Source organism: Halalkalibacter alkalisediminis, assembly GCF_028610705.1.
Classification (GTDB): domain Bacteria; phylum Bacillota; class Bacilli; order Bacillales; family Bacillaceae_D; genus Halalkalibacter; species Halalkalibacter alkalisediminis.
This window is the reverse complement of record NZ_JAQQWT010000006.1, coordinates 178289-194179: the sequence shown is the minus strand read 5'-3', so window position 1 is coordinate 194179 and position 15891 is coordinate 178289. Positions and strand designations below refer to the sequence as shown.

Below are 15891 nucleotides of genomic sequence, written 5' to 3'. Positions count from 1 at the left end.
GCTTTTCTTTTTTTCTCCAATCATTCTCAAAACTTTCTTTGATTAGTGTTGTTTTTCCCGGTCATACTAAAAGAAACAAACGACTACTTCAGGGAGGTTTCATCATGAATTGGACTGGAATTGCACTGGTGGTACAACTTTTCTTTGGTGTCATCATAGGTGTCTACTTTTGGAATTTATTAAAAAGTCAACGCAATCAGAAGGTTTCGATTGACCGAGAATCAAGAAAGGAAATGGAAGAGCTACGAAAAATGAGAGCCATTTCATTAAGTGAGCCGTTATCTGAAAAGGTTCGACCGATTAGTTTTAAAGATATTGTCGGCCAAGAGGAAGGCATTCGCTCACTTAGAGCAGCTTTGTGTGGCCCGAACCCGCAACATGTGATTATTTACGGCCCCCCAGGTGTTGGGAAAACAGCTGCGGCTCGCCTTGTGTTAGAAGAAGCAAAAAAGAATGCACAGTCTCCTTTTTCACAAACGGCTGTTTTTGTTGAGTTAGATGGAACCACAGCTCGTTTTGATGAAAGAGGCATAGCCGATCCACTCATTGGATCTGTTCATGATCCTATTTATCAAGGTGCTGGAGCAATGGGGCAAGCGGGTATTCCACAGCCGAAGCATGGTGCGGTAACTAAAGCACATGGAGGCGTTTTATTTATCGATGAAATTGGAGAATTGCATTCGATCCAATTGAACAAACTGTTAAAGGTTCTTGAGGACCGTAAAGTTTTCTTAGAGAGTGCGTATTATAGTGAAGAAAATCAACAAATCCCGCGTCATATTCATGAAATTTTTCAAAAAGGTTTACCAGCGGATTTTAGGTTAATTGGAGCGACAACAAGAACACCGGATGAGTTACCACCAGCGATTCGCTCTCGTTGTTTAGAAGTGTATTTCCGTGCGTTAAAACCAAAAGAAATTATCCAAATTGCTCAAAAAGCTGCGGATAAGATCGCATTTGATACAGAAGAAGGAGCGATCGAACAAATTGCAAAATATGCAACAAATGGTCGTGAAGCAGTCAATATTGTGCAGATTGCAGCTGGAATTGCAACGGCGGAAGCACGTACATCCATTACATTGGCAGATGTAGAATGGGTCTTGCATGCTAGTCAAATAGCGCCAAGACCAGAAAGAAAAATCCATCACGATTCGGCAATTGGACTGGTAAATGGCTTAGCTGTCTATGGACCTAATTTAGGTGCTCTTCTTGAGATTGAAGTAAATGTCATTGATAATCCAGGCAAAGGTTCTGTCAATATTACTGGGATTGCAGAAGAAGAGAGCACGGGCAACCAAGCACGTTCAATCAGAAGAAAAAGTATGGCTAAAGGATCAGTAGAAAATGTAGTGACTGTACTTAGAAGAATGGGAATCCCAACTCAAGATTATGACATACATGTTAACTTCCCAGGTGGTGGCCCAGTTGATGGCCCATCAGCAGGTATTGCGATTGCAACTGGGATCTATTCCGCTATTCGTGGAGAAAAAGTGAAAAATACAGTTGCCATGACAGGTGAACTTGGAATTCACGGGAAAGTAAAGCCGATTGGGGGAGTCGTCGCCAAAGTTGAGGCAGCTAAATTAGCTGGTGCGAAAACGGTGATTATCCCGAAAGAAAATGAACAAGCATTGTTACAAAATATAACGGGTGTTGACGTTGTGGCTGTTGAACATTTAGATGAAGTTCTTGAACTTGCTTTTGAACAAGCAGAAGAGGAGATAATTCCGGCAAGTACTGAGTTGAACACATCCATCGCGCCTGTTTAAATTAGACAAACATATGGTGATAAGATAAAATTGAAAAAGATCTATCATTAGAGAAGTCACCAAAAGAATCCAGTTAAATCTTGTATTGGATTCAGAAATTGGATGTATGGAGGTGTATGCGGATGGTCGATACAAACAATAGACGACAAATTCCGCTTCTGCCGTTACGCGGATTGCTCGTTTTTCCTGCAATGGTGCTACATTTAGATGTAGGAAGACCTAAATCCGTTCAGGCGTTAGAACAGGTGATGGAAACGGACCATCAAATTTTACTTGCAACTCAAAAGGAAATTTCAATAGATGATCCTACTGAAGAAGAAATTTATCATGTAGGAACACTGGCAAAAGTCAAAAACCTATTAAAACTTCCGAATGGCACAGTACGTATCCATGTAGAGGGACTCAAGCGTGCTCGTATTGACCAATTCATTCAGCTTGATGATTATCTGCAAGTAGAGGCAGAAATCGTTGAAGAAGAAGATGCTTACTTAACGACTGAAATGCAAGCACTTATGCGAAATCTACTGACAATGTTTGAACAATACACAAAGGTTTCTAAAAAGATTTCAGCAGAAACATTAGCGTCTGTGAAAGATATTAACGAACCAGGTCATTTTGCGGATGTGATTGCCGCAAATCTTCCGCTTAAGCTCGCTCAAAAGCAAGAATTACTTGAACTTACTTCAGTCAAAGACCGTTTATTAAAATTAATTGAGATTTTAAATAATGAGCAGGAAGTACTTGGTCTAGAGAAGAAGATTGGCCAACGAGTGAAAAAATCGATGGAAAAAACGCAAAAGGAATATTATTTGCGTGAACAGATGAAGGCGATTCAAAAGGAACTTGGCGATAAAGAAGGCCGTTCAGGTGAAGTATCAACGTTACGCGAAAAAATTGAAGAAGTAGACATGCCTGCTGCGATCAAAGAAAAAGCACTCAAAGAATTAGATCGCTATGAAAAAATGCCATCTAATTCAGCTGAGAGCTCCGTTTTACGTAACTATCTAGATTGGCTTGTTCAATTGCCTTGGACGTTTGAGACAGAGGACCAGCTTGATGTGATTCGCGCAGAGGAAATACTCAACGAAGATCACTATGGCCTTGAAAAAGTGAAAGAACGTGTACTAGAATATCTAGCCGTTCAGCAGCTAACTCGAGAATTAAAAGGACCTATTCTTTGTTTGGCGGGACCTCCTGGTGTCGGTAAAACGTCACTAGCTCGCTCGATTGCTCGTTCGCTTAATCGCAAGTTTGTCCGAATTTCTCTCGGTGGGGTAAGAGATGAAGCTGAGATTCGCGGACATCGCCGTACGTATGTCGGCGCGATGCCAGGACGAATCATTCAAGGAATGAAAAAGAGTGGTTCCATTAATCCAGTCTTCCTATTAGATGAAATCGATAAAATGGCTCATGATTTCAGAGGAGATCCATCTGCCGCCCTTCTAGAAGTACTAGATCCTGAACAGAACAATACGTTTAGCGATCACTACATTGAAGAGCCGTATGACCTTTCAAAGGTTATGTTTGTAACAACAGCCAACAACATCGGAACGATTCCAGGACCGCTACTTGATCGAATGGAAATCATCTCGATTGCTGGATATACGGAAGTGGAGAAGATCCAAATCGCTAAAAATTACTTGCTTCCAAAGCAAATGAAAGATCATGGACTTTCAAAAGGGATGCTACAAGTAAAAGACGAAGCGATTCAAAAAGTCGTTCGTTATTATACACGTGAAGCCGGAGTCCGAAGCTTAGAGCGTCAACTGGCGACACTTTGCCGAAAGACGGCTAAAATCATCGTTTCAAATGAAAAGAAAAAAGTCGTTCTTTCAGAGAAAAAAGTCGAAGAATTACTTGGAAAACCAAGGTTCCGTTATGGGCTAGCAGAGATTGAAGACCAAGTCGGAGCAGCAACAGGACTAGCATACACAACTGTAGGCGGAGACACTCTTTCCATTGAAGTTTCCGTTGCACCTGGTAAAGGGAAATTGACTTTGACAGGGAAGTTAGGCGATGTCATGAAAGAATCAGCGCAAGCTGCCTTTAGTTACATCCGTTCTCGTTCAGAAGAACTGAATATAGACCCGGCTTTTAATGAAAAGCTAGACATTCATATTCACGTTCCAGAAGGAGCTACACCAAAGGATGGACCTTCGGCAGGAATTACAATGGCGACGGCGTTAGTTTCTGCACTAACAGGTCGCAAAGTAAAGAAAGAAGTTGGAATGACAGGAGAAATTACACTCCGTGGTCGAGTACTTCCAATCGGCGGACTCAAAGAAAAATCAATGAGTGCTCACCGTGCCGGATTAACAACGATTATTATTCCAAAAGAAAATGAGAAAGATTTAGAGGATGTGCCGGAAAGTGTGCGAAACGACTTAACCTTCATTCTCGTCTCTCATTTAGATGAAGTTCTCAAGAACGCGTTAGGAGAGTAAAGAATGAAAGTAACAAAAGCCGAATTAGCACATGTAGCCGTCAAACGAGAACAATATCCAACCTCTCGTTTACCGGAGATTGCCTTATCAGGGCGATCGAATGTGGGGAAATCCTCATTTATTAATAAAATGATTAACCGTAAAGCGTTAGCGCGAACGTCGCAACGCCCCGGAAAAACCCAAACACTTAACTTCTACGAAATCAATGAAATGATTTATTTTGTTGACGTACCTGGATACGGGTTTGCGAAAGCACCAAAACCAGAACGTGAAGCGTGGGGAAGAATGATCGAAGGCTATCTTCAAGATCGCGAACAACTGAAAGCCGTTGTCCAACTTGTCGATGTCCGCCATGCCCCTTCTGCTGATGACAAAGCGATGTACAGCTGGCTCAAGCATTTTGACATTCCTGTCATTATCGTAGCAACGAAAAGCGACAAGATTCCAAAAGGAAAATGGCAGAAGCACTTAAGTGTCATTTCAAAAGATTTACAAAAGGTCGAGTCGGATCCATTACTGCTGTTCTCTTCTGAAACAGCGCAAGGAAAAGAGCAAGTATGGAATACGATTTTGCATTATGTGTCTAAATAAAGATAGAGAGTGGTTCGATGTCCGTTGACGTCGGTCCACTTTTTTTCGGAATCGAGCTGGAGTATGCGCTACTTGCTATAATCATGAAAAAAGTCAAGATTCAAGAAGAAAAAGTCGCGAATAAAGCAACACAGTAAAGCTACCAGAGCTGATCCAAAAGCTGAATAGAGCACGAATCGGCTTCAAACCAAAAGCGTGATCTCAAACAAGAGATCACGCTTTTTTTAGATTATTTTTTCTTAAATAACAGAAACAACCCAACCCCGATTAAAAAAATCGGCCAAAGCGAACGCATAAATGAAAATCCCTCTTGGAGCCATAAAAAAGGATTTATCGAAGTAAAGCTAAATAGCGAAATGCCTAAAAGAATAACTGCAGGTAAAAGGCCATCCTTTTTTGACCTTAAATATGAAAATAAAAAAGCAATACCTACGATTAAGGTGTACATTCCCCAATGACTGGGCCACCAGCTAACTAGTGAATCAAAGTGAAAGTGAATGGCTAAACCAGTCAATAACACACCTGGGAAAATCATCGAAGTCTCTCTCCCGAAATAGGCTTGTAGTAAAAAAGCAATTCCAATCACAAGCAGCAAAGAGGGCCAGCTTAAAAGTTGTTGATGAAAAGGAATGGAAATTTGCTGAAGTAAATAATAACAGCCAACTCCAATGAGTAGTACGCCTGGAAATATACGCTGTGTCTTCATTCAACTTCTCCTTTCAGTCTGTTATTCATACATCAGATGAAGTTTGGATAAGATATAAAGATAGAGGAAGCATATGGCTGAAAAACCTAATTGATTAAACAATAACATCATGATAGCATAGCTTCATGATCTGTTCACAATTTTTTTTTGCGTGCTAGATTAGACATGTTATAATGTAGCTATGTTATACTGGTAGTGGTCAGTCCAGTATAAGTAATTTGGACGAAGAAAAAGAGATAATGAACATAGATAAATATTGAACGGATATTAAATTTGGGGGTGAGCGTCAGGATGCATATTCTTGTTGTCGGATTTAACTATAAAACAGCTCCTGTCGAGATGAGAGAGAAGTTTGCGTTCCAAGAAGCCGAACTTCCAAACGCTTTAGCAAAATTGCGCAATATGAAAAGCATACTGGAGTGTACGATCCTATCAACCTGTAACCGCACAGAAGTTTATGTAGTTGCCGACCAATTGCATACTGGTCGTCACTACACAAAGACGTTCTTAGCGGAGTGGTTTGATTTAGAGAAAGAAGAGTTTATTGCTTATTTAGAGATAAGAGAAGATCATCATGCGATTGAGCATCTGTTCCGTGTTTCCTGTGGGTTGGATTCAATGATCTTAGGTGAAACTCAAATTCTAGGTCAAGTAAAGGACAGCTTCTTGCTTGCGCAAGAGCAAGGGGCAACAGGAACGATCTTTAACCAACTGTTTAAGCAAGCCGTTACATTGGCGAAAAAAGCTCATACAGGAACAGAAATTGGTTCACATGCGGTTTCTGTTAGTTATGCTGCAGTAGAACTGGGGAAAAATATTTTTGGTGACTTCTCTGGTAAGCATGTCGTTATTTTAGGTGCGGGGAAGATGAGCGAACTTACAGCGAAGCATCTTCATTCTAACGGTGCCAAACAGATTACGGTTATTAACCGGACTGAGGCTAAAGCAATTGAACTAGCAGCTCGTTTTCTCGGACAAGCGAGACCAATGGAAGAGTTGCAACGCACTTTAGCTGAGGCAGATGTCTTGATTAGTTCGACAGGTGCACGTGATTTCGTTATCACAAAAGAGATGCTAGCTGGAACGATGAAAAAACGCAAAGGTAGTCCGCTTTTCATGGTCGATATTGCGGTACCACGTGATTTAGACCCAGCACTTGCAGAATTTGATGATGTGTACTTATATGACATTGATGATTTGCAAAATATTGTCGAGGCGAATTTAGCTGAGCGGAAGCGCGAAGCTGAAAAGATTGAAATCATGGTTGAAGCAGAGATTGATGAGTTTAAGCAATGGTTAAATACGCTTGGAGTTGTTCCAATTATTACGGCGTTACGTACGAAAGCTCTTGCTGTTCAAGCTGAAACGATGGTCAGCCTTGAGCGTAAGCTTCCGAACTTAACGGATCGTGAAAAAAAAGTGTTAAATAAGCATACGAAAAGCATCGTCAACCAGATTTTACGTGATCCTGTGACAAAGGTGAAAGAACTAGCAGGAGAACCAGATGCTGATGCGACACTTGAGCTGTTTACGAAAATTTTTGCGCTTGAAGATGAACTAGCAGTGCAAGAAAAGCAAGTGCAAATTGAAGAAGCAGAACAGCAATGGGAAAACCAAAAGAAGGAACTTGTTAAGATTTCTAGACAACGTGAAGCTGTTGTCCGTTCTTAAGAAAGAAGGGACGAACGAATGAACTGGATTTATCCTATTACAATTGTTTTATATAGCATGAGTTTGCTTGGTTATTTTATTGATTTCTTACAAAACAACCGGAAGGTCAATCGAATGGCCTTCTGGTTGCTTTCTATTGTTTGGGTTTTGCAAACGGTCTTTTTCATCTACCGAGCATCGGAGTTAGATCGCTTGCCACTTTTAACCCCCTTTGAAGGATTGTTCTTTTATGCCTGGTTAGTGGTGACTTTATCGCTTGCCATCAACTGGTTTTTTGAAGTCGATTTTCTTGTTTTATTCACAAATGTGATTGGGTTTAGTATGATGGCTTTTAGCTTATTTACCCCTGATGGTGATGTACCAGAATCCCTTTCTGCTTTACTAGCTTCAGAGCTCCTCGTCATCCACATTTCGTTTATCCTACTCTCATATGCAGCTTTCACTTTATCATTTGCTTGTCAAATTATGTACGTCATTCAACATCAAATGTTAAAAAAGAAATTATGGGGGAAACGATTGCTACGATTTGGAGCATTATCTAAATTGGATTCGCTCTCATTTGGGGCGGTCATGATTGCTTGGCCATTTTTATTAATTGGTTTAATTCTCGGATTTATCTGGGCCTATAGTCAACTAAGCTATGTCCCTTTCTTTGATACGAAAGTCATAAGCTCTTTAGTTGTATTAGGGATCTATGCGTATTATATTTATCAAAGAGTTGTCAAACTAGTGATAGGCTACAATATGGCGTTACTAGGTATTGCTGGTTTTCTCGTTCTATTAATTAACTATTTCTTATCAGGACAATATTCGTCCTTTCACATTTGGTACTAACGAAAGACAGAGGTATAATGGTAGTGTGAAATTAGCAATGGATACTAAAACGTTTCTTGTTAACTTAAATGGTAAGAAAAGAGATGTCATTGGAGGAAGTTATGCGTAAAATTGTTATTGGCTCAAGAAAAAGTAATCTTGCTCTCGTTCAAACGGACTGGGTAATTGAACAGTTAAAGAAAACAGGACTTCGATATGAATTTGAAGTGAAGAAGATCGTAACAAAAGGAGACCGTATCCTTGATGTCACCCTTTCAAAAGTGGGCGGCAAAGGTTTGTTTGTTAAGGAAATTGAGCAAGCGCTGATTGATGGTGAGATAGATTTAGCGGTTCATAGTATGAAGGATGTTCCGTCTGTGTTACAAGATAACTTTAAGCTTGCTGCAATTACTGAACGTGAAGACGCAAGAGATGCGTTAATTTCAAATCATCACGTTAAATTGGCGGATCTTCCGGCAGGTGCGGTTATCGGAACGAGCAGCTTAAGACGATCTGCTCAAATTTTAGCGGAACGCCCAGATCTTGAAGTGAAATGGATTCGCGGGAATGTCGAGACAAGACTGCGTAAGTTAAAAGAAGAAGGCTTTGATGCCATTATTTTAGCAACTGCAGGTATTCGTCGTCTTGGTTTCCCAGAAGACTTAGTAACGGAATATCTAGATCCCGCTATGTGTGTACCGGCAGTTGGTCAAGGGGCTCTTGGACTTGAATGTCGTGCAGATGACGCGGATTTGATCGAGCTTCTTCAGCACTTAAACGATGATAAAACAGCTCGTACCGTAACAGCTGAACGTACATTTTTGAATCGCATGGAAGGCGGCTGTCAAGTTCCGATTGCAGGATACGCGGTTGTCAATGATGAAAATCAAATCGAATTAACAGCACTTGTCGGCTCTCCCGATGGAAAGATATTAATTAAGGAGACGGTAACAGGCAATGACCCTGTTGAGATTGGAGAAAAGGCTTCTCAGCTTTTACTCGATCAAGGTGCAAAAGAAATTTTAGATAAAGTAAAGAAAGAGCTTGATCAAGGATGAGTACCAATCCTTTAGCTGGTAAAACGGTTCTCGTTACACGAGCAAAGGAACAAGCTCAAGATTTATCTCTTTTGATTGCCAAGCAAGGCGGAACAGCGATTGAAGTTCCGCTTATTGCTTTTAAAGCGGTTTCCTCCAAAGAGTTGGAAACCGCTATACATAATGTTAGAACCTATCAATGGTTGATTTTTACTAGTGCCAATGGCGTTCGTTATTTTATCAAAGAACTGCAAAGGTATCAGTATGATTTAAAACAATTACCTCTTAAGATAGCGGTAGTTGGGACAAAAACAGAACAAATGCTAGAGTGCTACGACGTGAAGGCTGACTTATTGCCTGTCGATTTTGTGGCAGAAGGATTAGTAGAAGCTTTATCAGGGCAGGTTAAAAAAGGCGACCGAGTCCTAGTGGCAAGAGGAAATCTTGGTCGGATAGAATTAATTACGGGTTTAACCGCTCTAGGAGCAATGGTGGATGATGTATCTGTCTACCGTACCATTCATCCACCTGAAGCAAAGGATCAGCTTGAAGCAGTGCTCGCTAGCTTAAAATCGACTGATTATATAACCTTTACAAGTTCATCAACCGTTCACCATTTTATAAAAATCATTCAGGCTAAAGGCATGGACGTAAAAGCTAAGATCGCTTGTATCGGTCCGATCGCAGCTCGTACGGCAAAAAAGTATGGATTGACAGTCACTCTCATGCCTTCTACATACACAATTGAACATTTAGTAGACCAATTAATCTTAGATTCAAAGGAGAATGTATAATGAAAGATCTACAATTTCGTCGTCATCGCAGACTTCGTGGCACAGCAGGCATTCGCAAAATGGTTCGCGAAACGCATCTACATCCTGAAGATTTGATTTACCCATTATTTGTTGTGGAAGGAACGAATATGAAAAATGAAGTTCCATCTATGCCAGGCGTATTTCATTGGTCGCTTGATTTACTAGACGCAGAAGTAGATGAAGTCGTTGCACTCGGCATTCCAGCGATTATCGTATTTGGTGTTCCAGATTCAAAAGATGATATAGGCTCTTCTGCTTTCCATGACCATGGCATCGTTCAAAAAGCGATCCGTCAAATCAAAGCCAATCATCCAGACTTAACCGTAATTGCCGATACGTGCTTATGTCAGTTCACCGATCATGGCCATTGTGGTGTGATTGAAGGTGGCAAAGTATTAAATGACCGTACATTAAACTTACTTGCTAAAACAGCTGTTTCACAAGTGGAGGCTGGTGCGGATATTATTGCACCATCTAATATGATGGATGGATTCGTTGCTGCGATTCGTCACGGTCTAGATGAAGCTGGTTTTATTGATGTACCGATTATGTCGTATGCGGTTAAATTCTCTTCTGCTTTTTACGGACCTTTCCGTGATGCGGCTCATAGCTCTCCTAAATTTGGAGATCGCAAAACGTACCAAATGGACCCAGCCAATCGCTTAGAAGCACTTCGTGAAGCGGAGTCAGATATGGAGGAAGGCGCAGATTTCTTAATTGTCAAACCGGCACTTTCCTACTTAGATGTCATTCGTGAAGTAAAGGATTTCTCAGGTTTTCCAATTGTTGCTTACAATGTAAGTGGTGAGTATTCGATGGTGAAGGCAGCTAGTCAAAATGGTTGGATCAATGAAAAGGAAATTGTACTTGAAAAACTAACGAGCATGAAACGCGCGGGTGCAGACTTGATTTTAACGTACCATGCCAAAGATGTCGTTCGTTGGTTACAAGAAAACGAGTAAGAGGGGAGCAAAACAAATGCGTTCATATACAAAGTCAAAAGAGGCTTTTGCAAAAGCCAAGCCATTAATGCCAGGTGGGGTGAACAGCCCTGTTCGTGCATTTAAATCAGTCAAAATGGAACCTGTCTTCATGGAACGAGGAGAAGGTGCAAACATTTATGACATCGATGGCAATAAATACATAGATTATGTGTTATCATGGGGTCCCCTTATTTTAGGTCATGCCGATGAGCAGGTCATTGCAGCTTTAAAAGAAGCAGCTGAAAAAGGGACAAGCTTTGGTGCACCAAGTGAACTCGAAACGAAATTAGCAGAGCTTGTGATTGAGCGTGTCCCGTCTATTGAAGTCGTTCGCATGGTGAACTCAGGTACAGAAGCAACGATGAGTGCTCTTCGCCTAGCAAGAGGGTACACAGGTCGTAACAAAATTTTGAAATTTGTTGGCTGTTACCATGGACACGGAGATTCGCTACTCATTAAAGCCGGTTCGGGTGTAGCAACATTAGGCTTGCCGGATAGCCCTGGAGTACCAGAATCGGTCGCTCAAAATACATTAACGGTTCCTTACAATGATTTAGAAAGCGTACGTTATGCGTTTGAAAACTTTGGAGATGACCTTGCAGGCGTGATTGTAGAGCCGGTAGCTGGAAACATGGGAGTGGTTCCACCAGAGCCAGGATTCCTCGAAGAACTAAGAAGAATCACAGAAGAAAACGGAACTCTGCTTATTTTTGACGAAGTGATGACTGGCTTCCGTGTCGGCTATAACTGTGCGCAAGGAAAATTTGACGTGACACCTGATTTAACGTGCTTAGGTAAAGTCATCGGTGGTGGTTTACCAGTAGGTGCTTACGGCGGTAAGCGTGAGATCATGGAACAGATCGCTCCTGCTGGACCCATTTACCAAGCAGGAACCCTTTCTGGCAATCCACTTGCCATGACGGCTGGCTATGAAACGCTATCCCAATTAACACCAGCGGATTATGAGCAATTCGAAGTGTTAGCAGAGCGCCTGGCAACAGGTCTTTCTCAAGCAGCGACAAAATATGAAATTCCTCATTCCATTAACCGCGCTGGTTCAATGGTAGGCTTTTTCTTTACAGATGAAAAAGTCACTAACTTTGAAAAAGCGTCAACAGCGAATTTGGATTTCTTCACACGTTATTTCCAAGAAATGCTCAACCAAGGCATCTCCCTTCCACCATCTCAATTTGAAGGCATGTTCTTGTCAACGAAGCATACAGAAGAGCATATTGATCAAACCATCACAGCAGCAGAAGTTGCGTTCTCAAAATTAAAATAAGAGATCATAGCCTGTTATGAGTATTTTCACTCATGACAGGCTTTTTTTATGTGCATAAAAGGGGAAATGCTGTTGATCTTAAATGAGATAAACGTTAAATCGTTAATCGGTAGCCGTGTATATGAATGATTAGATCTGCTCGATCGTATGTGAAAATATTTAATTGCAATAATTTTAATCTAACAGCGAAAACGTCGATATATCAGTTGAATTTTAAAGATAATAGCGAAAATTTAAATCTTTCAGCGACATCTTATTTTTATCAACGAACAGGCTTTATTTGTGGTTTTGCGAGACATTTCAGCGAAAATTTTACTCTTAGTAGCGATAGATGAATCATAGAATAGCAAAATGTTAATAAGCATTAGTAGATAGGACTTTACGAATCGTTTTTCACGAAAACAATATTGAAAAACGGAACTTTCTTTCTTTCACTAGCATATTACGAAACAACTTGTCATAGAGTGATATTGTACTGACTATGAACGTAGCAGAAGTTAGAGATTATAATGAGGAGGAATGCAACGTGACACAAGAACACCCGTCTAAGTTATCATTTTCGATTGAGGAATCGGTTTGGTTAAATAAAGGTCAAGAGGTAGAGGAGATTCTTGGAATGTCCTTAGAGCCGGAAATTGTCATTGAAGAAAAAGATCATCATGTATATATCAGGGGTGGATTACGTCTCGTTGGAGAATACCGTTCTTCCGGTAATGATGCAACAGTTGATGTAAATAGCGGTTCATTACAAGACCAAGTCTCTTTCCGCTCAGCTGGAGATGTGACGGTTTCAGCAGATGGTACAGGAGAAATCAAATACTTCTTTCCAATTGATGTAACTATTCCCATTAGTCGAATCCAAAATTTAGACGATGTCTATGTCCAAGTAGAGTCGTTTGATTATGATCTTCCAGAGAAAAGTTGTATACAGTTAACAGCGGATATCAGCATTAGTGGAATGACGCAGCAAATAGAGCAAGCTGAAAAACAACCAGAAAAACGAGTTGAAAAAGTAGAGCCTTTAGAAGAACCACCAAAGCTTGAATCAGTACCAACGGCTTTTTCGTTTGAAGCAAGAAAACGTCCAGAGCCAGAAGTACCAGCAGTTACACCAACTCCAACAAGAACACCAAGACCAATGGCTAATTATCAACCATTTGCTGGGAACATACCGCCTCAACCACCGCCAGCGATTCCGGTTGAAGAACCAAAACCAGAGGCGGTAGCCACTCCTTCATCAAGACCAACACAACCAGAGCAGGAACAGGAGGAACCCATTTTGACAACGAATGAATCGCGTTACGATGATCAAGTCGAGGAGCCTGTAGAAACAGAGGAACTCGAAGAAGTAAGACCGGAAGTCGAAGAGGTAGAAGAGGTAGAAGAGGTAGAAGAGGTAGAAGCAGAGGAAGTAGATGATGTAGTAGAAGCAGTTGAAAATGTGGAAGAAGAGGTAAGAGAAGAGCCGGCTCAGCCAGAAACGAAGATTAACATTGCTCCATTAAAACAAGTGACTGCTCCAGCAGCTGTTGAACAACAGGCTGATACAGAGGAAGAAGAAGAAGCCGATTTAAAAACACTGACACCTCGGGAAGAAAATGCCCTTTATTTAACGAAAATGTTGTCAAAAGGAGAAGAAAGATTCTCGAAGTGGAGAATGTGCATTATTCAGGAAAATGAATCTTTAGATACGATTGCCGACAGGTATTCCATCAGCACGAGTCAACTTGTAAGAGTGAATCGCTTGCAAGGGGAGCAGGTGGAAGAAGGTCAAATCCTTTATATACCTGTTAAGGTTGAATCTTAAAAAGGAGAGCTCTCATGGAATTGTTGGATCGGCTCAAGGAGCAATATCAGTGGCAAGAAGTGAAATTTGTCAATGAAGCATTAATTGAAACTGAATTGGGTCGAAAAAGGTTGCGCTACTGGTCAGATCGGGCGCTCCTTGATTGGCATATAGCTTGGCGTGACAGTTGTAGTGTCACGCCCTATATGTTAGCCGACCGCATGATTAGGAACAAGGATCAGGACGCTCAGATTGAATGGAAGGAAGGCTGGGTCACAGTCCATGACGAAGTCGACGCAAGCTTCCGTCATAACCCGGAGGAAAAGAAAATAAGCCAAATGATTGGCTCTATGATCCAGTACGGAGTACGAGCAACGGCAGACGTTGAGCCAACGATCGCGAAAGAGCCACGCTTTCAGCAAGTTCAAAAAGATCTTCCATCCTTTCATGAAGATCAACAATCACTGATTCAGTCTTTATTAAAGGAGTCAGAAGTCAGATTAAAAAAAGCAGAGGCACTTCAAACAAGTTTAAATAAGGTTCCGGTTCCTTTACTCGATCCAGTGACATCAAGCGATCAAGCGAAAATGATTCACCAAGTGTTCATATGGTTTGGGTCAAAGAGCTATCCAGAACGCGGTTACTATTCATTGCGTTCCTTTCTTGTAAGCTGGTTAGATCAGTTTGGAGAAGACTCCTGTCAACACATTCTTGACGAACTGTTTGAACATGAAGCCATGACCAGAGAGCAATCGATTCTACTTTTAGCTGAATGCTTGAAGCCATATGAACTTGATCGCCTTGTTCACGTTTTACGGAAAGAGCCAACCGAAGCCGAACTCGCCAAAGCGTTGGAACTCGTTTTGAAAGAGTGGGAACATTCGAAAACGCTAGTTCAAGAAATGAGTGCATTAATTGATAAGAAGAAGAAGGTGGTTCCCTCATGATGCAAGCTCGATCGCCCTATGATTCTATACTCTTTTATTATGATTTGTATCCACAATCGATAGAAGATTACGGAAAAGTAAAAAAAGTAACGACTCACCGAGGCGTGTTTGCGTTAAAAGAAACGACGATGACAAAAGAGCAGTCAGATGGGTTTATCCATGCTTTAAGAAAATTAACGAAACTCGGCTATAAACAAGCGGTTCCAATTTTACCAACGAAATACGGAGAATATACGCTTCACAATGGAACTCATACGTATTATCTCATGCCATGGATGGAGTCACTCGAATACACAGCGCGGGAGTCGCAAGAACAAAAGCTTGCCTCGCAGCTTGGAGTCATCCACCGACTTACGGTAAAGACTCAGGCCTTTGTAAAGGAAAATGTTGAGGAGTCGTATCAACAACTGCTTCGTCGTTGGGAGATGCGGCGGCTTGAGTTAAATCGTTTTGCCGACCAGGCAGAACGAAAAACGTATATGTCCCCTTTTGAGTTAACGTTTATCACCCATGCTTACATGCTCGACCAAATGGCAGAAGCGGCTAAGAATCATTTAATGAAGTGGTATGAACTCTGTTTGGAAAAAGAAAAATACCGTACCGTTCTTTGTCACGGTCGCTTAAACCGAACGCATACTTTTTTTACGCCAGATAATGAGCCGTTGCTGTTAAACTTTGAAAGAGCGGGGTTAGATACTCCTTCAAGAGACATAGCCAGTTTTTGTCGCTACAGTTTCCGCCATGCGTTGTGGGTAGAAGAAGAAGTGCTGAAATGGTTTGTCAACTATGAGCAACACCTTCCACTACTTGAAGAAGAAAAGCATCTCGTTTGTGCGTATTTGAATTTTCCTGAGCCCATTGCTTTTGCGGTGGATGCGTACTTAGCAAACAAAGGAACCATGCGCGAGTATGAGCATGTCCAAAGACTTGAAAAACGCTTAACGTCAATGCGCAGAGTGCAGCGACTGACGCAAAAGCTGATCATTGTACCTGATTCACAACAAACACAAGCTCAACAATAGCGTTCTCTTTCTCATAGAAAGAGGG

At 41.3% G+C, this 15891-nt stretch carries 13 protein-coding genes; 12 read left to right on the top strand and 1 reads right to left on the bottom strand.

Annotated elements, in window-relative coordinates; genetic code table 11:
* Nucleotides 1-104 precede the first annotated feature (104 nt).
* The 3 genes from lonB (at nt 105) to yihA (ending at nt 4804) form a co-directional block, all read left to right on the top strand.
* Nucleotides 105-1769, top strand: coding sequence for an ATP-dependent protease LonB (gene lonB / locus PQ474_RS11690; RefSeq protein ID WP_273843313.1), 1665 nt, complete (start codon nt 105-107; stop codon nt 1767-1769).
* 122 nt (nt 1770-1891) lie between these two features.
* A complete protein-coding gene (gene lon / locus PQ474_RS11685) occupies nt 1892-4213 on the top strand; it encodes an endopeptidase La (protein ID WP_273843311.1) in 2322 nt (773 codons plus the stop codon).
* A 3-nt stretch (nt 4214-4216) separates the two neighbouring features.
* Nucleotides 4217-4804 (top strand): ribosome biogenesis GTP-binding protein YihA/YsxC, encoded by a 588-nt coding sequence (gene yihA, locus PQ474_RS11680; protein ID WP_273843308.1) that lies wholly within the window; start codon nt 4217-4219, stop codon nt 4802-4804.
* 229 nt (nt 4805-5033) lie between these two features.
* Here the strand turns inward: yihA and PQ474_RS11675 are convergent, their stop codons facing one another.
* Nucleotides 5034-5510 carry a LiaI-LiaF-like domain-containing protein gene (locus tag PQ474_RS11675; protein WP_273843306.1) on the bottom strand — a complete coding sequence of 159 codons (477 nt, stop codon included), beginning with the start codon at nt 5508-5510 and terminating at the stop codon, nt 5034-5036.
* 291 nt (nt 5511-5801) lie between these two features.
* Here PQ474_RS11675 and hemA point away from each other — a divergent pair, with 291 nt between their 5' ends.
* From hemA to ysxE, 9 genes are all read left to right on the top strand, one after another.
* On the top strand, nt 5802-7181 hold the full coding sequence (hemA, locus tag PQ474_RS11670) for a glutamyl-tRNA reductase (RefSeq protein WP_273843304.1): 1380 nt from the start codon (nt 5802-5804) through the stop codon (nt 7179-7181).
* A gap of 18 nt (nt 7182-7199) precedes the next feature.
* Nucleotides 7200-8015, top strand: a complete 816-nt coding sequence (locus tag PQ474_RS11665; protein ID WP_273843301.1) for a cytochrome C assembly family protein — start codon at nt 7200-7202, stop codon at nt 8013-8015.
* 101 nt (nt 8016-8116) lie between these two features.
* Nucleotides 8117-9052 (top strand): hydroxymethylbilane synthase, encoded by a 936-nt coding sequence (gene hemC, locus PQ474_RS11660; protein ID WP_273843299.1) that lies wholly within the window; start codon nt 8117-8119, stop codon nt 9050-9052.
* The gene (locus tag PQ474_RS11655) at nt 9049-9825 is read left to right on the top strand and encodes a uroporphyrinogen-III synthase (RefSeq protein ID WP_273843297.1); all 777 of its coding nucleotides are present in this window, start codon (nt 9049-9051) and stop codon (nt 9823-9825) included. Before hemC ends, PQ474_RS11655 begins: the two co-directional genes overlap by 4 nt.
* Nucleotides 9825-10808 carry a porphobilinogen synthase gene (gene hemB / locus PQ474_RS11650; protein WP_273843295.1) on the top strand — a complete coding sequence of 328 codons (984 nt, stop codon included), beginning with the start codon at nt 9825-9827 and terminating at the stop codon, nt 10806-10808. Before PQ474_RS11655 ends, hemB begins: the two co-directional genes overlap by 1 nt.
* Nucleotides 10809-10824: 16 nt before the next feature.
* Entirely contained in the window at nt 10825-12111 is a 1287-nt protein-coding gene (gene hemL / locus PQ474_RS11645; protein WP_273843293.1) for a glutamate-1-semialdehyde 2,1-aminomutase, read from the top strand.
* Nucleotides 12112-12637: 526 nt separating this feature from the next.
* Nucleotides 12638-13918, top strand: a complete 1281-nt coding sequence (gene spoVID, locus PQ474_RS11640; protein WP_273843291.1) for a stage VI sporulation protein D — start codon at nt 12638-12640, stop codon at nt 13916-13918.
* Nucleotides 13919-13932: 14 nt separating this feature from the next.
* Nucleotides 13933-14844 carry a hypothetical protein gene (locus PQ474_RS11635; protein ID WP_273843289.1) on the top strand — a complete coding sequence of 304 codons (912 nt, stop codon included), beginning with the start codon at nt 13933-13935 and terminating at the stop codon, nt 14842-14844.
* Nucleotides 14841-15866 carry a spore coat protein YsxE gene (ysxE, locus tag PQ474_RS11630; RefSeq protein WP_273843287.1) on the top strand — a complete coding sequence of 342 codons (1026 nt, stop codon included), beginning with the start codon at nt 14841-14843 and terminating at the stop codon, nt 15864-15866. The genes PQ474_RS11635 and ysxE overlap by 4 nt, the downstream gene beginning before the upstream one ends.
* The last annotated feature ends 25 nt before the right edge of the window (nt 15867-15891 follow it).